The sequence below is a fragment of the Streptomyces sp. 7R007 genome (assembly GCF_054850255.1).
On record NZ_JBTWMV010000086.1, the window covers coordinates 1 to 19,402 of the forward strand.

The following is a 19,402-nucleotide window of genomic DNA, read 5'->3' on the forward strand; positions in this document are numbered from 1 at the left end:
CCGACGCCGTTGTTCTTGATGCCCGAGCGGCCGAAGGTGCTCTTGTAGAAGTCCCAGGTGACCGCGGCGCCGTAGTGGGCGTCCGCGCCCGCCGTCGCCGCGTTCGACGTCGTGCCGTTGCCCCAGGTGTTGCCGGACTGCGAGAACAGCGTGCCGGTGCCCGAGGTGCCGTGGTTGAGGTTGTACGTCTTGTGGTTGCCGCGGTCGCCGTCGGTCAGGTTGTACGTCGAGCCCGACTGGGTCGTCGTCAGGGAGACCTGGCCGCTGTACTGGGTGTTGCCCACGCCGGTCGCGTTCTCGACGCCCTGGTACTCGTAGAGCTTCTTGCCGGTGGCCGCGTCGGTGACGACGTGCAGCTGGTTCGGGGTGCCGTCGTCCTGGAGGCCGCCGACGACGGTCTCGTAGGCGAGGACGGGCCTGCCGCTCGCCGCCCAGATCACCTTGCGGGCGCCGTCGGCGCTCGCCTTGGTCCCGCCGAGCGCCTTCGCCCGCTGGACGCCCTGCTTCTCGGCGGCGGCCACGCTGACGGACGGGGTCAGGTCGGCGACCTTGACGGCCGCGTCGGTCGCCTTGACGACGCGTTGCGTGGCGCCGGACTTGGCGGTGTCGACGATCAGGTCGCCGCCGAGGACCGGGAGGCCGTCGTACGTGCGCTCGTAGCGGGTGTGCAGGGTGCCGTCGGCGTCCTTGACGACGTCCCGGGCGACGAGCTTCTCCTTGGCGCCGAGGCCGATGTCGCGGGCGGTCCGGACGCGGGCCGCGTCGGCGTCGCGCAGCAGCTCGGCGCGCTGCGAGGGGGTGAGCCGGACGGCGGTGTGTGCCTTGTCGGCGGCGGGGCGGGCGGGCGCGGCGGTGGCGGCGCCCGACTGGATCGCCGCGGCCAGCAGGGCGGTGACGCCGGCGACGGCGAGGGTGTGGGAGGTGCGTCTGCGCGAGGAATTGCTTCTCAACACTGACTCCTTCTGAGTGGCCACGGGTCACGCGGCCAGGGGAGATCACAGCGGTGAAACTGTGGGGTTGCTGTGAAGCGACTGTGGGAAGAGTGGCAGCGCTCACGTTTTCTGTCAGGAGCGCGTCACGAAGTTGGCCGGAAATGGTTCGTTGTCCGGATGTTCATGTTCGGTATGCGGACATATTAGGAGGATCGCGAGCCCGCGCGCCGCGCTACGACGGCTCCCCGTGCCACGTCCGCCACAGCGCCGCGTACGCCCCGCCCGCCGCCACCAGCTCGTCGTGCGTGCCGAGTTCGGTGAGCCGCCCGTCCTCCATGACCGCCACCCGGTCCGCGTCGTGGGCGGTGTGCAGCCGGTGGGCGATGGCGATGACGGTGCGGTCTTCGAGTACGGCGGCCAGCGCGCGCTCGGTGTGCCGGGCGGTCGCCGGGTCGAGCAGCGCCGTCGCCTCGTCGAGGATCAGCGTGTGCGGGTCGGCCAGCACCACGCGCGCCAGCGCGAGTTGCTGGGCCTGCGGGCCGTCGGGACGGAAACCGCCCTCGCCCAGACGGCAGTCGAGCCCGTCCGGCAGCTCGCGCACCCAGCCGTCCGCGCCGACCGCCGCCAGCGCCGCCCACAACCGCTCGTCACCGGCCGCCTGTTCGGCGATGAGGAGGTTCTCGCGCACCGTGCCGAGGAAGACGTGATGCTCCTGGGTGACCAGCACCACCTGCCGGCGCAGCTGCTCGGGACCCAGCGCCACCACGGGCACCCCGCCGACCGTGACCGAACCCGCGCTCGGCGCGTCCACGCCCGCGAGCAGCCGGCTCAGCGTGGTCTTCCCCGCGCCGGACGGCCCCACCACCGCCAGCCGCTCCCCGGGACGGACGGTCAGGTCCACCCCGCGCAGCACCTCGCCGCCGCGGTCGTAGGCGTACCGCACCCCGGTCACGTCGATGCGGTCGCCGGCCGGGACGGGCACGTCGGCCCGCTCCGCCCGCGGCGCCCGGGCCAGGCCCTCGACACGGGCGAACGAGGCGCCGCTGCTCTGCAGTTGCTCGATCCGCATCAGCACCTCGTCGAGCGGCCCGCTCATCCGCTGCAGGTACAGGGCCGCCGCCACGACCGCGCCCAGGCTCAGCGTGCCGTGCTGGTGCAGGGCCCCGCCGACCAGCAGGACCGCGGCCACGGGGACGAGGTAGGAGATCTCCACCGCCGGGAAGAACACGGTGCGCAGGAACAGCGTGTACAGCCGGGTGCGCCGCGAGGTCTCCAGCGCGTCCCGGGAGGCGGCGACGCGGCGCCGCTCCAGGCGCAGCGCCTCGACCGTCCGCGCGCCGGACGCGGTCGCCGCGAGGATCTCGGCGACGTCCGAGGTGGCGGCGCCCTCGGCGAGGTAGCCGTCCCGGGCGCGGCGCAGGTACCAGCGCAGCGCACACCAGATGCCGGCCGGCCCCAGCAGGCCGCACGCGCCGAGCAGCGGGGAGAGCGCGAAGACCGCGCCGAGCAGGAACAGCACCTGCACGGTGTTGATGAGCAGCTCCGGGCCGACGTCGCGCAGCGTCGTGCCGACCGTCGCCACGTCGGCCGTGCCGCGCGCCGTCAGATCGCCGGTGCCGGCCCGTTCCACGGCGGAGGCGGGCAGGGCGAGGACGCGGTCGACGAACTCCTCGCGCACCCGGGCGAGCGTGCGCTCGCCGAAGCGGTGTCCGGTGTAGCGGGCCCAGCGGGCGAGCAGGAGCTGGGCCAGCGCGCAGGCCAGGATCCACAGCGCGAGCCGGTCGACGGCGCCGACGCCCGCGCCGCGCTGCACCTCGTCGACGATGCGGCCCACCAGCCAGGGGCCGGCCAGGCCGGCCGCGGCGGCGAGGGCGTTGAGGGCGAGCACGGCGGTGAAGGCGCGGGCGTCGGCCCGCGCGAGGCGCGCCATCGCCCGGCGTACGTCGGCGGGCTCGGCGACGGGGAGGCGGCCGGGGGGCGGGGTGGTCACCGGGCGATCTCCTCGGCGTCGCGTGCGACCAGTGACCGGTAGCCGGGGGCGCGCTTGAGGAGTTCGGCGTGCGTGCCCACCGCGGCGACCTTGCCCTCGACGAGGAAGCAGACCGTGTCCGCGCGGTCCAGGACGAGGGGGGAGGTGGTGGTGACGACGGTCGTACGGCCCTTCCGGGCGGCCGCGAGGCGTTCGGCGACGCGGGCTTCCGTGTGGGCGTCCAGGGCGGAGGTGGGTTCTACGGCGAGGAGGACGTCCGGGTCGGCGAGCAGAGCTCTGACCAGGCGGATGCGTTGGCGCTGGCCGCCGGAGAGGTTGCGGGCCTGGGCGTCCATGGGGGAGTCGAGGCCGTGCGGGAGGGCCTGGACGATGTCGTCCGCGACGGCCGTGCGGAGCGCGTGGGATTCCGCCTCGGACGGTTGTTCGGCGAGCGCGACATCGATGTGGTCGCTCGCGCCCGCGCGGTGGCAGCCGCACATCGGATCCGGCCCCGCGCCCCTGAAGGGCGTCTCCCGCGCGTCGATCATCTCGCGCAGTGTGCCCGCGAACAGGTCCGCCTCGTGGTCCGCGACCAGGATGTGCTTTCTGATCTGGGGGAGCGCGATGTCGGCCAAGGGGACGTCGCCCCACGTTGCCGCCGACGGCGTGTAGCCGCCCAGGCGGTCGATCACCGTCGTCGCGTCCGCCGGGCGGGCGCAGGCCAGGGCCGTCAGGCGGCCCGGGAGCACGCGTACTCCCGACTCCGGGTCGTACAGGGCCGACGGCTCCGCGGGAGCGTCCCGCGTGCCCGTGTCGGGCAGGGGCTCCAGGCGCAGGAACCGTACGACCCGGCGGGCGGAGACCAGGCCGCGGCTGATCTGGTAGCCGCACTCCACCCAGAAGGCCACCGGGCCCACCAGGACCGCCACATAGCCGTAGACCGACACCAACTCGCCGATGCTGATGGTCCCTTGGGCGGCCAGGCGGGCCGCCAGCCAGGTCACCACCGCCAGGAACAGCGTCGGCAGGCCGATGCCGAGGGCCTGCACCCAGCTGGTGACCGCCCCGACCCGGTAGCCCTGGCGGCGCAGTCGCTGCGAGTCGCGGTGGAAGGCGTCGGCGAACAGGCCCTTGCCGCCGAGGCCGTTGAGGACGCGCAGGCCGCCCGCGAGGTCGGCGATGCGGGCGGTGAGCACGCTCTGCCGTTCCCGGTACTCGGTCTCCGTGCCCTGCAGCCGGGTCAGGAGCGGGCCGACCAGGACGACGATGGTCGGGATTCCGAGCAGGACGACCGCGGCGATCAGCGGGGAGACGGCCAGCAGCAGACCCGCCACCACCAGGTAGGCGACCACCGCGCCGACGCCGGGGCCGACCACCGTGAGGGACTGGCTGATGATCTGGACGTCCCCCACCCCGATGGTGACGACCTCGCCGGCGCCGACCCGGCGCGGCAGCGCGGCCCCCAGCCGCACCGCGTGTCCGACGATCACCTTCACCGTGCGGAAGTTGGCGTCCATCCGCACCCGCGTCATCGTGCGGTGCCGCATGATGCTCAGCCAGGAGTTGAACACGCCGACGCCGAAGAGCGCCGCGGTCCAGCCCGCCAGCGCCGGGTAGTCGCCGGGCTGGAGGCCCTCGTCGATCGCCCGGGAGAGCAGGTACGGCGTCGCCGCCAGCAGCACCATCCACACACTGCCCAGCAGCGCCCCGGCCAGGGACCGGCCGGGCTGGCAGCGCACCAGCCACCACAGGTAGCGGGCGCCGCCCCGGCGGTCGGGCTCGCCCGGATCCTCGTAGGCGTCGATCACGCCAGGCTGTCCTTCCACGCCTGGTGCAGGTCCGCGAACCGCCCTGTGCCCGCGATGAGTTCGGCCGGGGTGCCGTCCTCGACGATCCGGCCGTGCTCCATGACCAGCACCCGGTCCGCGATCTCCACCGTCGACAGGCGGTGGGCGATGACGACCGCCGTACGGCCGTGCAGCACCGTCGCCATCGCCCGCTGCACGGCCCGTTCGCCGGGGATGTCGAGGGAGCTGGTCGCCTCGTCGAGGATCAGCACCGCCGGATCGGCGAGCAACGCCCGCGCGAAGGCGACGAGTTGCCGCTGCCCGGCCGAGATGCGGCCGCCGCGCTTGCGCACGTCCGTGTCGTAGCCGTCGGGCAGGGCCTCGATGAAGTCGTGCGCGCCGATCGCCTTCGCGGCCTGCTCGATCTGCTCGCGGCTCGCGTCGGGGCGGCCGATGGCGATGTTCTCGGCGACCGTGCCGGAGAACAGGAACGCCTCCTGCGTCACCATGACCACCCCGCGCCGCAGTTCGGGCACCGACAGCTCGCGCAGGTCGACGCCGTCGAGCAGGACGCGGCCGTCCGAGGGGTCGTAGAACCGGGCGAGCAGTTTCGCCAGCGTCGACTTGCCCGCGCCGGTCGAGCCGACGACCGCGACGGTCTGACCGGCCGGGAGGGTGAGGTCGAAGCGGGGCAGGACCTCGCCGCCGGTGCGGTAGGCGAAGCGGACGCCGTCGAAGACGACCTCGCGCCCGGGGTGCTCGCTCGCCAGGGCGGGCAGGGAGACGGGGGCCGACGGCTCGGGGACGGAGGGGGTCTGCGCGAGCAGGCCCGCGATCTTCTCCAGGGAGGCCGCCGCCGAGTGGTAGGAGTTGAGGAACATGCCGAGCCGGTCGATGGGGTCGTACAGGCGCCGCAGGTACAGGACGGCCGCGGCCAGCACGCCCAGCTCCAGCGAGCCGCCCGCCACCCGGTAGGCGCCCCACAGCACGATGACCGCCACCGCCGTGTTGGCGACCAGCCGGGAACTGACGACGTAACGGGCCATCTCCAGCAGCGAGTCGCCGTTGGTGCGCTCGTGCCGCCGGTTCAGGACGCGGAAGTCGGCGTCGTTGGCGGCCTCGCGGCGGAAGGCGCGCACCGGCCGGATGCCGTTCATCGTCTCGACGAACTTCACGATGACGGCCGCGATGGCGGTCGAGCGGGCCCGGAACACCTCCCCGGCGCGCCGCCGGTAGCCCCGTACGAGGAGGTGGAGCGGCACGAAGGACGCCACCGCGACCGCGCCGAGGCCCAGGTCCAGCCAGAGCAGCATCGCCGAGATGTAGAGGAAGGAGAGGACGACCGTGACGAGTTCCTGCAGGCCCTCGTTCAGCAGCTCGCGCAGCGACTCCACGTCCGTGGTGGAGCGCGAGATCAGCCGGCCGCTCGTGTACCGCTCGTGGAAGTCGATGCTGAGCGCCTGCGCGTGGCGGAAGATGCGGCCGCGCAGGTCCAGCAGCACGTCCTGGTTGACGCGGGCGGCGGCGACGACGAACGCGTACTGCAGGCCGCCGGAGACCACCGCGCACAGCAGGTAGGCCACGCCCACCGCGATCAGCGGACCGTGGTCGTCGCGCCGGAACGCCGGTACGGCGCTGTCGATCGCGTACGCCACCAGCAGCGGGCCCGCCTGGACCGCCGCCTGCTGGAGCAGCAGCAGGAGCGTGGTGACGGCGACGCGGGACTTCATGGGCGCGAGCAGGGAGCGCAACAGGGCTCCGGTGGCGCCCGGGGGAGTGGGCAGGACGTCCCGGTCGAAGGGGTCGCCGGCGCTGTGGGGGCGGGGCAGGTCCTCGTCGTCCGTGGGGGGCGCGGACGTGGTGGGGGCCGTCATCGGTCGTCCTCCGCTTCCCCGGTGCCGGACATCAGATGGGCGTACTCGGCGTTCGTGCGCAGCAGTTCCTGGTGGGTGCCGACGGCGGTGATCCGGCCGCCGGAGAGCAGGGCGACGCGGTCCGCGAGCAGGACGGTGGAGGGGCGGTGGGCCACGATGAGGGCGGTGGTCTCCGCGAGGACGTCCCGCAGGGCCGCCTCGACCGCGGCCTCGGTGTGCACGTCCAGCGCGGACAGCGGGTCGTCCAGCACCAGGAACCGCGGCCTGCCGACGACGGCCCGGGCCAGGGCGAGGCGCTGGCGCTGGCCGCCGGACAGGCTCAGGCCCTGCTCGCCGACCTGGGTCGCGGTGCCCTGCGGGAGCGCGTGCGCGAAGTCGGCCTGGGCGACGGCCAGGGCGCGGTTCAGCTCGGCGTCGCCCGCGGAGTCGGCGGCGCCCATGAGGACGTTCTCGCCGACGGTGGCGGAGAAGAGGGTGGGCTCCTCGAAGGCCACCGCCACCTTGGCGCGCAGCTCCTCGCGGGGCATGGCGGTGATGTCCTCGCCGTCCAGGGTGATCCGGCCGGAGGTCACCTCGTGGAGGCGGGGGACGAGCGCGGTGAGCGTCGTCTTGCCGCTGCCGGTGGCGCCGACCAGGGCCATCGACTCGCCGGGGCGGATGTGGAGGTCGATGCGGTCGAGGACGGGAGGGGAGCCGGCGGGGGCGTCGGGGTAGCGGAACCGGACGCCGTGGAAGCGCAGTCCGCTGTCGTCCGTCCTGGCGGCCCGCCCGACCGCCTCCGATTCCGGCTCGGCGTCCATCACCTCGAAGTACCGCTCCGTCGCCGTCGCCGCCTCCTGGCTCATCGCCAGCAGGAAGCCGATGGAGTCCACCGGCCAGCGCAGCGCGAGCGCCGTCGACAGGAAGGCGACCAGCGTGCCCGCGGACAGCGAGCCGTCCGCCACCTGGACGGCGCCGAGCACCAGCGCCGCCCCGATCGCCACCTCGGGCAGGGTCACGATGACGCCCCAGATCGCCGCGAGCAGCCGGGCCTTGGCCAGCTCCGTCCCGCGCAGCGTCCGCGACAGCTCCCGGAACGCCCGCGCCTGTGAACGGTGACGCCCGAACCCCTTGATGATCCGGATGCCGAGCACGCTCTCCTCGACGACCGTCGTCAGGTCGCCGACCTGGTCCTGGGCGAGCCGCGCCACATCGGCGTACCGCTTCTCGAAGATCACGCAGGTGACGACGACGGGGATGGCCGGGCCCAGGATCACCAGGCCCAGGGTCCAGTCCTGCAGCAGCATGATCGTCACGCCGACCAGGATCGTCACGCCGTTGACCAGCAGGAACGTCAGCGGGAAGGCGAGGAACATGCGCAGCAGCATCAGGTCCGTGGTGCCCCGCGACAGCAGCTGGCCGGACGCCCAGCGGTCGTGGAAGGCCACCGGCAGCCGTTGCAGGTGCCGGTAGAGATCCGCCCGCATCTCCGCCTCGACATGCGACAGCGGACGCGCCACCAGCCAGCGCCGCAGCCCGAACAGCAGCGCCTCGGCGCACCCGAGCAGCAGCAGGTACAGCGCGCCGAGCCACACCCCGCCCGGGTCCCGGTCGGCGACCGGCCCGTCCACCATCCACTTCAGCACGAGCGGGATCACCAGTCCCACACAGGAGGCGACGACCGCGACGGCCGCGGCCGTCAACAGCCGCACCCGCACCGGCCGCACGTACGGCCACAGGCGCAGCAGGCTGCGGACGGCCGACCTGTCCTTGGTGGTTGCACGTGTCGTGGGCATCAGCAGTGAGCCTACGGATCGGCACTGACAACGCCCACCGAGTTTTGGCCGGACCGGGCTCGGACGCTGGTCCTACGACCTGGGGGTACCCCCGGGTTCGGGGGGTCGTACCGGCGCATCAACCGATCGGCTGATGCCGGGTCGAGCGCGACGGCCGATGTGGCCGCGGGCGGCCCTGGGCGACGCTGCTGCCATGACCGTCATCGAAGTCACCGACCTGCGCAAGAGCTACGGCGGCCGGACCGTCGTGGACGGCGTCTCCTTCGCCGTCGAGGAGGGCGAGATCTTCGGCATCCTCGGCCCCAACGGCGCCGGCAAGACCACCACCGTCGAGTGCGTCGAGGGGCTGCGGGTCCCCGACGGCGGCCGGGTCCGGGTCACCGGCCTCGACCCCGTCGCCGACCACGCGCGCGTGGCCCGCGTACTCGGCGCCCAGCTCCAGGAGAGCGAACTTCAGCCCAAACTCACCGTCCGGGAGGCCCTGGAGCTGTACGCCTCCTTCTACCCGCACCCGCTCGACTGGGCGCCGCTCGCCGAGCGCCTCGGCCTCACCCCGAAGCTCACCACCCGGTTCGCCAAGCTGTCGGGCGGTCAGAAACAACGTCTGTTCATCGCCCTGGCGCTGATCGGCAACCCCCGTGTCGTCGTCCTCGACGAGCTCACCACCGGCCTGGACCCGCGGGCCCGCCGGGACACCTGGCAGCTCATCGAGGACGTCCGGGCGAGCGGAGTGACGGTCCTGCTGGTCACCCACTTCATGGAGGAGGCGCAGCGGCTGTGCGACCGGATCGCGGTGATCGACAAGGGGCGGGTGGCCGCCCTGGACACCCCGGCCGGGCTCATCCGCCGCTCGGCGGGCGCCACCGTCATCAGCTTCACCCCCTCCGCCCCGCTGGACGACCACGACCTCGCCGGCCTGCCGGCCCTCGCCTCCGTCGAGCGCAAGGACGGCCGCGTCACGCTCGCCGGCACCGACGAGACCGTCAACGCCGTCATCACCCTGCTCGCCCGCCACCACATCACCGCCCACCAACTGCGCGTCGTGGACGCCACGCTCGACGACGCCTTCCTCGACCTGACGAAGGCCGGCACGAAGGAGGCAGCGGCATGAGCACCGCCGTACTGAGGACCGAGGTCCGGCTCTTCCGCCGGGAACCCGGCGCCATCTTCTGGATCCTGCTCTTCCCGACCCTGCTGCTGGTGATCCTCGGCTCCATCCCGGGCTTCCGCGAGCACCAGAGCGACCTCGGCGGACTGCGCACCATCGACGTCTACGTCCCGGTCGCCGTCCTGCTCGGCCTGATCGTCGGCGGTCTGCAGTCCATGCCGCAGACCCTCACCGGCTACCGGGAGCGCGGCATCCTGCGCCGGATGGCGACCACGCCGGTCCGCCCGTCCGCCCTGCTGTCCGCGCAGATGGCGGTGTACGGCGGCGCCGCCCTCGCGTCGGCGCTGCTCGCCCTCGCGGTCGGCCGGCTCGGTTTCGCCGTACGACTGCCCCGGCAGCCCCTCGGATACGGCCTCGCGCTCGTCCTCGCCGTGCTGGCCGCGCTCGCTCTCGGATCGGTGGTGTCGGCGCTGTCCCGTACGACGAAGATCGCCGGCGCGATCGGATCGGCCGTGTTCTTCCCGGCGATGTTCTGCGCGGGGGTGTGGCTGCCGGTGCAGTCCATGCCGCACCTGATGGGCAGGATCGTCGGGTACACCCCCTTCGGAGCGGCCGCGCAGGCGCTGAACCAGGCGGCCGCCGGGCACTGGCCGGGGTGGGGTCACCTGGGAGTGCTGGTGGTGTGGATCCTGCTGCTGACCGGCGCCGCCGGCCGCTGGTTCCGCTGGGAGTAGGGACGGCGCCGTGCAGACTGGGGACATGACCGCGAGGGACAGCCAGATCGAGCGGCGCTGGGACCAGTTGCACACGTGGGGGCCCTACGCCCTGCTCGCCGCCGGTCTCGGCCCCGCGCTCGCCATGGCCGACCCGCAGGCCCACCCGGTCAGGTGGTACACCGGCTGGGCCCTGGTCGGCTGCGCGGTCGCCCTCCAGCTGCTGTGGCACGGCCACCGGCTCCGCCGGCCCGACCGGGCCCGCACCCCGTCCCGGCCCGGCACCGTGTACTACGTCGTCCGGTGGGCCCTCGCCTTCGCGCTCACCTGGCTCAACCCGTTCTTCGCGTTCTACGCCGCCAGCGGCTACATGGACGCCGACGAGACGATCCCGGGCAGCAGGTGGCAGCGGCTCGGTCTGTTCGCGAGCGCGATCACGGTGGCCGCGGCGCAGGCCGGCGGGATGCCGTTCACCAGCGGGCTCCAGTGGGTGGTGTTCGCCGCGCTCCTGGTCTGCAACTCCGGCCTGCAGATGGTGATCGCCCACCTCACCACCCAGGAGACACAGCGCTCCCTGGAGCGCAAGGAGACCATCGCCGAACTGGAGCGCACCAACGCGGCGTTGCAGCAGGCCCTCGACGAGAACGCCGCCCTGCACGCCCAACTCCTCGTCCAGGCACGGGAGGCCGGCGTCGCCGACGAGCGCCGGCGGCTCGCCGCCGAGATCCACGACACCATCGCCCAGGGCCTGACCGGCATCATCGCCCAGCTCCAGGTCGTCGCGAACACCGCCGACCAGACGCTGGCCCGCGCACGCGTCGGACGCGCCATGGACCTGGCCCGGCACAGCCTCGGCGAGGCCCGCCGCTCCGTGCACAACCTGGCGCCGGTCGCGCTGGAGCACGACGGGCTGCCCGAGGCGCTGAAGAAGACGGTCACCGAATGGGGCGAACGCACCGGCGTCCGGGCCGAGTTCACCGTCACCGGCACCGCGGAGCAACTCCACGAGGAGGTCGCCGCCACCCTCCTGCGCATCGTCCAGGAGGCCCTGTCCAACGCCGCCCGCCACGCGCACGCCTCCCGCGTCGGCGTCACCCTCTCCTTCCTCGGCGACGAGGTCATCCTCGACATCCGCGACGACGGCCGCGGCTTCGACCCCCTCGCCGTCCCCGAGCGCACCGGCGCCGGCGGCTTCGGCCTGGACGGCATGCGGGCCCGCGCCGAACGCATCGCCGGCTCCCTCACCGTCGAGTCCGAACCGGGGCACGGCACGGCGCTGTCGGCTCGCGTACCGTTGGTCCGCCATGACCAGTGAAGCCCCGATCTCCCTGCTGATCGTCGACGACCATCCCGTCGTACGGGACGGTCTGCGCGGCATGTTCGAGTCCGCGGCCGGCTTCCGGGTGCTGGGCGAGGCGGCGAACGGCGCCGAGGCCGTCGAGCGGGCCGCCGCACTCGACCCGGACGTGGTCCTCATGGACCTGCGCATGCCGGGCGGCGGCGGGGTCGACGCCATCCGGGAGCTGACCCGCCGGTCCGCGCGTGCCAGGGTGCTCGTGCTGACGACGTACGACACCGACTCCGACACGCTCCCGGCGATCGAGGCCGGCGCCACGGGCTACCTGCTCAAGGACGCCCCGCGCGAGGAGCTGTTCACCGCGGTGCGGGCCGCCGCCGAGGGCCGTACGGTGCTGTCGCCGGCCGTCGCCTCCCGGCTGGTGTCGGCGGTGCGCGCCCCCGGCAACGAGCCGCTGTCCGCGCGGGAACGCGAGGTCCTCGCCCTGGTCGCCAGGGGCACCTCCAACCGGGAGATCGCCCGCGAACTGTTCATCAGCGAGGCGACCGTGAAGACCCACCTCACCCACCTGTACGCCAAGCTGGGCGTGAGCGACCGGGCGGCGGCGGTGGCGACGGCGTACCAGCGGGGAATCCTCGGCTAGCCGGCGCCGCTCACCCCGCCACCCTGAGCAGCAGCACCGCCCGGGCCGGGACCGTCACCGCCGTCCCCGCCCGGTGCTCCACGTCCGGTGCCTCCGACTGCTCCTCCCGCGAGGTGTCGACGACCACCTCGTACCGCTCCGCCCACGGCGGCCCCGGCAGCACGAAGCTCACCGGACGGTCCCCGGCGTGCAGGACGGCGAGGAAGCTGTCGTCGAGGATCGGGGCGCCCCGCTCGTCGCGGCCCGGGATGTCCCGTCCGGAGAGGTACATGCCGAGCGTGGCGGCGGGCGCGTACCAGTCCCGTTCCGTCATCTCCGTGCCGCGCGAGGTGAACCAGGCGAGGTCGCGCAGGCCGTCGGCGGAGTGGGCGCGGCCCGAGAAGAAGGCGCGGCGGCGCAGCACCGGATGCCGGTGGCGCAGGGCGATCAGCCGGGCGGTGAGGTCGAACAGGGCCCGCCAGCCGGGCTCGTTCAGCTGGCTCCAGTCCAGCCAGCTGATCTCGTTGTCCTGGCAGTAGGCGTTGTTGTTGCCGCGCTGGGTGCGGCCGAGCTCGTCGCCGGCGACCAGCATCGGCACCCCCGTCGACAGCAGCAGGGTGGTCAGCAGGTTGCGCAACTGCCGCCGCCTGAGCGCCCGTACCCGTTCGTCGGCCGTCTCCCCCTCCGCCCCGCAGTTCCACGCGCGGTTGTCGTCGGTGCCGTCCCGGTTGCCCTCGCCGTTGGCCTCGTTGTGCTTGCGTTCGTACGACACCAGGTCGCGCAGGGTGAAACCGTCGTGCGCGGTGATGAAGTTGACCGAGGCGTACGGGCGCCGGCCGCCCCAGGCGTACAGGTCGCTGGAGCCCGACAGGCGGTAGCCCAGGTCCCGTACGTCGGGCAGCGCGCCGCGCCAGAAGTCCCGTACGGCGTTGCGGTAGCGGTCGTTCCACTCCGTCCACAGCGGTGGGAAGGCGCCCACCTGGTAGCCGCCCGAGCCCACGTCCCACGGCTCGGCGATCAGCTTCACGCGCCGCAGCACCGGGTCCTGGGCGATGACCGCGAGGAACGGCGAGAGCATGTCGACGTCGTGCATGGAGCGGGCCAGCGCGGCGGCCAGGTCGAAGCGGAAGCCGTCGACGCCCATCTCCGTCACCCAGTAGCGCAGGGAGTCGGTGATCAGGCGCAGCACGTGCGGCTGGACGACGTGCAGGGTGTTGCCGCAGCCGGTGTAGTCGGCGTAGCGGCGGGCGTCGGACTGCAGGCGGTAGTACCCGCGGTTGTCGATGCCCTTCATCGACAGGGTGGGGCCGTACTCGCCCGCCTCCGCCGTGTGGTTGTAGACCACGTCGAGGACGACCTCGATGCCGGCCGCGTGCAGCGCGCGGACCATCCGCTTGAACTCGCCGACCTGCTGGCCGGTCGTGCCGGCGGCGGCGTACGCGGCGTGCGGGGCGAAGTAGCCGATGGAGTTGTAGCCCCAGTAGTTCTTCAGGCCGCGGCGCAGCAGGTGGTCCTCGTGCGCGAACTGGTGGACCGGCAGCAGCTCGACGGCGGTCACGCCCAGTTTCACCAGGTGCTCGATCGCCGCCGGGTGCGCCAGCCCGGCGTAGGTGCCGCGCAGCTCCTCGGGGATGTCCGGGTGCAGCCGGGTGAAGCCCCGCACGTGGAGTTCGTAGATGACCGAGTCCGCCCACGGGGTCTTCGGGCGGCGGTCGTCGGCCCAGTCGTCGTCATCGTGGACGACGACGCCCTTGGGGACGTACGGCGCCGAGTCCCGGTCGTCGCGCACGGTGTCGGCGACGTGCTGCTGCGGCCAGTCCCGTACGTGCCCGTACACCTCGGGCGGCAGGCTGAACTCGCCGTCCACCGCGCGCGCGTACGGGTCGAGGAGCAGCTTCGCCGGGTTCCAGCGGCCGCCGGTCCACGGGTCCCAGCGGCCGTGCACCCGGAAGCCGTAGCGCTGCCCGGGCATCACGCCCGGCACGAACCCGTGCCAGATCTCGTGCGTCAGCTCGGTCAGCCGGGCGCGCGTCTCCTTGCCGCCGGCGTCGAACAGGCACAGCTCCACCGCCTCCGCCCCGCCCGCCCACAGCGCGAAGTTGGTGCCCGCCACCCCGTCCGGGCCCACCCGGAACCGGGCGCCCAGCGGTGTCGGCGCACCCGGCCACACCGGTACGCCCGGCGTCTTGCGCGGGGCACCGTCGGCCAGGGCGGCGGACCGCCCTTCCGCGGCGGCGGCCACCGCCTCCTGCTCGGCTGCGCTGGACACCTGTCAGCCTCCCACGGCTCATGGAACGGCGTGGAAAAGGGCGTGCGGCGTCCCGGCCACGGCACCCTCTCGTGCTGTCCTCCCCACTGTTCTGCCCAGACCATGCCCCGCACTCACGTTTCCCCAGGACGGGCCGCGTCGTTGGGCAGGCCGTGAGGCATGTACACGGGCGCGCGCGACGCGTCGGGGTCGCGTTGGGTGCCGTGCTGACGTGGGCGGCGCTGCTCGCCGGCTGTACGTCGGGCGGCGGGGGGATGGACGAGGTGCTGGGCAAGGGCCCGGCCCCCGGGGACGTCATCCGCATCTCGCCGGACGACGGCAGCAGGGACGTGCGGCCCGGCCGGCGGCTGGTGGTGCGGGTGCCCAGCGGGCGCCTGGAGTCGGTGAAGGTGGTCAGGGAGCAGGACGCGCAGGAGTCCGAGGTCGCCGGGCACCTCTCCGACGACGGCCTGCGCTGGGAGCCCGACGACGACCGGCTCGCGCTGGCCGCCCGCTACACGGTCGACGCGGTGGCCCTCGACGGCCACGGCCGCAGGTCCGCCCGGCACGCCACCTTCACGACGTACGTCCCCGAGGAACGCTTCATCGCGTACGTCACCCCCGAGAACCGCGCCACGGTCGGCACCGGGATGATCGTCTCCCTGGAGTTCAACCGCGAGGTCGCGAACCGGGCGGCCGTCGAACGCGCCGTCCAGGTCACCGCCCGCCCCGCCGTCGAGATCCGGCCGCACTGGTTCGGCCGGGACCGCCTGGACTTCCGCCCCGAGCACTACTGGAGACCCGGCACCCGGGTCACCGTCGCCCTGCGCCTGCGGGACGTCGAAGCGGCGCCCGGCGTCTACGGACTTCAGTACAAGGCGTTCTCCTTCACCGTCGGCCGCAGTCAGGTCTCCCTGGTCGACGCGGCCCGGCACACCATGGAGGTGCGCCGGGACGGCGAGCTGCTCGCCACCGTGCCCGTCACCGCGGGCGCCCCCAAGACCACCACGTACAACGGCAAGATGGTGATCTCGGAGATGCTGGAGGTCACCCGCATGAACAGCCGCACGGTCGGCTTCGGCGGCGAGTACGACATCCCGGACGTCCCGCACGCCCTGCGCCTGACCGACTCCGGCACCTTCGTCCACGGCAACTACTGGGCGCCCGACGCCCCCGGGCACGTCAACGTCAGCCACGGCTGCGTGGGCCTGAGGGACGTCAAGGGCGGGGGTTCCGGCACCCCCGCCGGCTGGTTCTTCGACCGCAGCCTCGTCGGGGACGTCGTCGAGGTCGTGCACAGCAATGACAAAAAGGTCGCTCCTGACAATGGCCTCGGCGGGTGGAACATGGGGTGGAAGGAGTGGAAGGCGGGCGGCGGGCCCGGTCGTTGATGTTGCTACGGAACGGTGACCTTCGACTGACACGATTCTCAAAACCCTGCGGTTAATATGCGCCAATGCGCGCGCACGCCGCGCCGGGGTGGGGCCCGACCAGGCCCGGGAGGGGAGAACGACTTGAACGTGCGACCGATATCGGGGGCGTCGGTTGACGCGCGCGGGAGCGGGGCGGGCCGGCGGGGCGGCCGGGGCCGCAGGGGGACGCTGGCGCTGATATCCGGGGCGCTGCTGCTCGCCGTCACCGCGTGCGGAGGCGGGGACTCCGGGTCGGGGCCGGGGGACGCGAAGGGGAAGGACTCCGGCCGGCAGGAGACCAAGCAGTCCCAGGCCGTCGTCGCCATCGCCCCCAAGGACGGCGCGAAGGCGGTCGACACCGAGGGCGCGCTCAAGGTCACCGCCAGCAAGGGCAGGCTGACCGAGGTGACGGTCAAGGACGCCAAGGGCGGAGCGGTCGCCGGGAAGATCACCGGCGGCGGGACGAGCTGGACGCCGGCCACGCATCTCGCCGCCTCCACCCAGTACACCGTGCACGCGGTCGCCAAGGACTCGGCGGGCCGGGTGGCGGCGGAGGACTCCAGCTTCACCACCCTCACCCCGCAGAACACCTTCGTCGGCTACTTCACCCCCGAGGACGGCTCCACCGTCGGCGTCGGGATGCCGTTCTCGATCCGCTTCACCCGGGGCATCACGCACCCCGAGGACGTCGAGAAGGCCATCAGCATCAAGACCGAGCCGGCCGTCGACGTCGAGGGCCACTGGTTCGGCAACGACCGCCTGGACTTCCGGCCCGAGCAGTACTGGAAGTCCGGCACCAAGGTCACCGTCAAGCTGAACCTCGACGGCGTCGAGGGCCGCCCCGGCGTCTACGGCAAGCAGGCCAAGACGGTCTCCTTCACCATCGGCCGCAACCAGGTGTCGATCGTCGACGCCAGGAAGCACACGATGAAGGTCACCCAGGACGGCAAGGTCGTCAAGACGATCCCGGTCACCACGGGCAAGCCCGGATACGACACCTGGAACGGCCAGATGGTCATGAGCCAGAAGTTCACCGAGACCCGCATGAACAGCGAGACGGTGGGCTACGGCGACGAGTACGACATCAAGGACGTGCCGCACGCCGTCCGCCTGACCGACTCCGGCACCTTCGTCCACGGCAACTACTGGGGCGGCGGCGCCTTCGGCAACTACAACGCCAGCCACGGCTGCATCGGCCTCAGGGACGTGCGCGGCGGCTACGACAGCGGCACTCCGGCGGCCTGGTTCTACAACCACTCGATCATCGGTGACGTGGTGATCGTGAAGAACTCCGACGACCGCACGGTCGACCCGGCCAACGGCCTCAACGGCTGGAACATGTCCTGGAAGGCGTGGACGGCGTAGGCGCCCGCCCGGGCCGCGTGAACGACCGCTAACCTGCGGGGCATGACAGTGACTCTGGAAGCAGCGGACGGCGTGGGGACCCTGCGCCTGGACCGCCCGCCGATGAACGCCCTGGACATCGCCACGCAGGACCGGCTGAAGGAACTGGCGGAGGAGGCCGCGCGCCGTGAGGACGTGCGCGCCGTCGTCCTCTACGGCGGCGAGAAGGTCTTCGCGGCCGGCGCCGACATCAAGGAGATGCAGGCCATGGACCACACGGCCATGGTCCTGCGCGCCCGCGCCCTCCAGGACGCCTTCACGGCGGTGGCCCGCATCCCCAAGCCGGTGGTCGCCGCGGTCACCGGCTACGCGCTCGGCGGCGGCTGCGAACTGGCCCTGTGCGCCGACTACCGCATCGCCGCCGACAACGCCAGGCTCGGCCAGCCGGAGATCCTGCTCGGGCTGATCCCGGGTGCGGGCGGCACCCAGCGGCTGGCCCGGCTGATCGGCCCGTCCCGGGCCAAGGACCTCATCTTCACGGGCCGTATGGTCAAGGCGGACGAGGCGCTGACCCTCGGCCTGGTGGACCGGGTCGTCCCGGCGGCCGACGTGTACACCGAGGCGCACGCCTGGGCGGCGAAGCTCGCGCAGGGGCCGGCGCTCGCGCTGCGCGCCGCGAAGGAGTCGGTCGACACGGGGCTGGAGACGGACATCGAGACCGGCCTCGCGGTCGAACGCACCTGGTTCGCCGGTCTGTTCGCCACCGAGGACCGCGAGCGCGGGATGCGCAGCTTCGTGGAGGAAGGGCCGGGCAAGGCGAAGTTCCTGTGAGGAAAACCTGAAGAAACCGCGCCGATCCTCTTGCAATTGACGCGGTGTCTGATGAGGGGTCCCTCGATGGGGCGGTTTATGGGAGCCTTAACACACCCTTAAGTCTGCCTTGTCGAGGGAGACCGTCGATTGCCTCCAGCAGAGCCGTCACCGCAGGCCAGACGGGCTGTAGACGCCCCCGAACTGCCGTTGGCATATGCCGAACGGCCCATTCGGAACGATGGATTCCGGGGGGCGTATTCCTCCGGAACGGCCCCGGAGGGCGCCGGGGGCGGCCATGATGGGGGCATGGCGGGGCTGGAGGGCATCGAACAGCCGCGGGGACCGGGCCGTACCACGGCGGCGCGCTGGTCGCCGGCGGTGGAGGACGAACGAGCGCTCAGGGCGCTGGAGTTGTTCGGCAATCCGACCGAGGCCGAGGTCCCGCTCCCGTCCCGTCCCGAGTCCGCGGCCACCGCGCGCCGGCTCGCCCAGGTCGTGGTCCTGCGCCACTGGGGACTGAGCCCCAAGATGACCGAGGACGCCGTCCTGCTCGTCTCCGAACTGGTCGGCAACGCCGTACGTCACACCGGTGCGCGTACCTTCGGCCTGCGGATGCGGCGGCTGCGCGGCCGGATCCGCATCGAGGTCCGCGATCCCTCCCGCGGGCTGCCCTGTCTGATGCCGGTTCAGGAGACGGACATCAGCGGGCGGGGGCTGTTCCTGGTCGACAAGCTGTCCGACCGGTGGGGCGTGGACCTGCTGCCGCGCGGCAAGACGACGTGGTTCGAGATGCGGGTCGCCGACCGCTGACCGAACACGCGACCCGCTAGTGGCTCAATCGGGTTAATCGGCGGTTTTCTTACCCAACGCCCCTTAAATGGTGCGAGTGACCCCGACCGACCGTCGCACGGCCCTGCGCACGGGTGCCGGCCTGCTCGCCGCCGGCACCCTCGCCGCCGGATGTGCCCCGCACGGCGCCGTCGCCCATCCCGCCCCCACCGCACATCCCTCCGCGCCCCCCTCCACACCGGCCCCCGCCCCCCGCCGCCTGTCCGGCCTGCCCGCCCAGCTCACCCACGGCCCCCGCACCCGCCCCCGCGTCGCCCTCACCTTCCACGGCCAGGGCGACCCCGCCCTCGCCCGCGCCCTGCTGACCGAGGCCGAGAGGCACGGCGCCCGGCTCACCGTGCTCGCCGTCGGAAGCTGGCTCGACCAGCACCCGGAGATGGCCCGCCGCATCCTCGACGGCGGCCACGACCTGGGCAACCACACCCAGCGGCACCTGGCCGTCAACGCCATGTCCGAGGCCGACGCCCGGGCCGAGATCACCGCCTGCGCCGACCGGCTCCGGCGCCTGACCGGCTCGATCGGCACCTGGTTCCGCCCCTCGCGCGCCCCGCGGGCCTCCGCGCTCGTCACCCGCCTGGCCCGCGAGGCCGGCTACCCGCACGTGCTGTCGTACGACGTCGACTCGCTGGACTACACCTCGCCCGGCGCCCCCGCCGTCA

The 19,402-nt window shown here is 73.0% G+C and carries 14 protein-coding genes and 1 pseudogene; 9 read left to right on the forward strand and 6 right to left on the reverse strand.

Annotated elements, in window-relative coordinates; all coding sequences use genetic code 11:
• The 5 genes and pseudogenes from ACYF6T_RS42700 to ACYF6T_RS42720 all read right to left on the reverse strand — a co-directional run.
• Positions 1-950 (reverse strand): annotated as a pseudogene (locus ACYF6T_RS42700) (M4 family metallopeptidase); the annotation flags it as partial.
• A gap of 214 nt (positions 951-1,164) precedes the next feature.
• Entirely contained in the window at positions 1,165-2,862 is a 1,698-nt protein-coding gene (locus tag ACYF6T_RS42705) for an ABC transporter ATP-binding protein (RefSeq protein ID WP_461703380.1), read from the reverse strand.
• Between the two features lie 56 nt (positions 2,863-2,918).
• Positions 2,919-4,709: an ABC transporter ATP-binding protein gene (locus ACYF6T_RS42710; RefSeq protein ID WP_461703367.1), complete on the reverse strand. Its 1,791-nt coding sequence runs from the start codon at positions 4,707-4,709 to the stop codon at positions 2,919-2,921.
• Complete coding sequence (locus ACYF6T_RS42715; protein WP_461703368.1) at positions 4,706-6,562, reverse strand: ABC transporter ATP-binding protein; 1,857 nt, start codon at positions 6,560-6,562, stop codon at positions 4,706-4,708. The genes ACYF6T_RS42710 and ACYF6T_RS42715 overlap by 4 nt, the downstream gene beginning before the upstream one ends.
• Positions 6,559-8,337, reverse strand: coding sequence for an ABC transporter ATP-binding protein (locus ACYF6T_RS42720; RefSeq protein ID WP_461703369.1), 1,779 nt, complete (start codon positions 8,335-8,337; stop codon positions 6,559-6,561). Before ACYF6T_RS42720 ends, ACYF6T_RS42715 begins: the two co-directional genes overlap by 4 nt.
• A 193-nt stretch (positions 8,338-8,530) precedes the next feature.
• Here ACYF6T_RS42720 and ACYF6T_RS42725 point away from each other — a divergent pair, with 193 nt between their 5' ends.
• From ACYF6T_RS42725 to ACYF6T_RS42740, 4 genes are read left to right on the forward strand one after another with little or no spacing between them, the layout of a single operon-like run.
• On the forward strand, positions 8,531-9,448 hold the full coding sequence (locus tag ACYF6T_RS42725) for an ABC transporter ATP-binding protein (protein ID WP_461703370.1): 918 nt from the start codon (positions 8,531-8,533) through the stop codon (positions 9,446-9,448).
• Positions 9,445-10,179, forward strand: coding sequence for an ABC transporter permease (locus ACYF6T_RS42730; RefSeq protein WP_461703371.1), 735 nt, complete (start codon positions 9,445-9,447; stop codon positions 10,177-10,179). The genes ACYF6T_RS42725 and ACYF6T_RS42730 overlap by 4 nt, the downstream gene beginning before the upstream one ends.
• A gap of 25 nt (positions 10,180-10,204) precedes the next feature.
• Positions 10,205-11,473, forward strand: coding sequence for a sensor histidine kinase (locus ACYF6T_RS42735; protein ID WP_461703372.1), 1,269 nt, complete (start codon positions 10,205-10,207; stop codon positions 11,471-11,473).
• A complete protein-coding gene (locus ACYF6T_RS42740) occupies positions 11,463-12,098 on the forward strand; it encodes a response regulator (RefSeq protein ID WP_461703373.1) in 636 nt (211 codons plus the stop codon). Before ACYF6T_RS42735 ends, ACYF6T_RS42740 begins: the two co-directional genes overlap by 11 nt.
• 10 nt (positions 12,099-12,108) lie before the next feature.
• Here ACYF6T_RS42740 and glgX read toward each other — a convergent pair whose 3' ends face one another.
• Positions 12,109-14,346 carry a glycogen debranching protein GlgX gene (gene glgX / locus ACYF6T_RS42745; protein ID WP_461703374.1) on the reverse strand — a complete coding sequence of 746 codons (2,238 nt, stop codon included), beginning with the start codon at positions 14,344-14,346 and terminating at the stop codon, positions 12,109-12,111.
• A gap of 152 nt (positions 14,347-14,498) precedes the next feature.
• Between glgX and ACYF6T_RS42750 the strand changes: the two genes are divergently transcribed.
• The 5 genes from ACYF6T_RS42750 to ACYF6T_RS42770 all read left to right on the forward strand — a co-directional run.
• Positions 14,499-15,716, forward strand: coding sequence for a L,D-transpeptidase (locus tag ACYF6T_RS42750; RefSeq protein ID WP_461703375.1), 1,218 nt, complete (start codon positions 14,499-14,501; stop codon positions 15,714-15,716).
• Between the two features lie 123 nt (positions 15,717-15,839).
• Positions 15,840-17,102: a L,D-transpeptidase gene (locus ACYF6T_RS42755; RefSeq protein WP_461703376.1), complete on the forward strand. Its 1,263-nt coding sequence runs from the start codon at positions 15,840-15,842 to the stop codon at positions 17,100-17,102.
• A gap of 42 nt (positions 17,103-17,144) precedes the next feature.
• Positions 17,145-17,912 (forward strand): enoyl-CoA hydratase/isomerase family protein, encoded by a 768-nt coding sequence (locus ACYF6T_RS42760; RefSeq protein WP_461703377.1) that lies wholly within the window; start codon positions 17,145-17,147, stop codon positions 17,910-17,912.
• A gap of 288 nt (positions 17,913-18,200) precedes the next feature.
• Entirely contained in the window at positions 18,201-18,704 is a 504-nt protein-coding gene (locus tag ACYF6T_RS42765; protein ID WP_461703378.1) for an ATP-binding protein, read from the forward strand.
• A gap of 67 nt (positions 18,705-18,771) precedes the next feature.
• Positions 18,772-19,402: polysaccharide deacetylase family protein (locus ACYF6T_RS42770; RefSeq protein ID WP_461703379.1), on the forward strand; the 631-nt coding region annotated here is incomplete at its 3' end.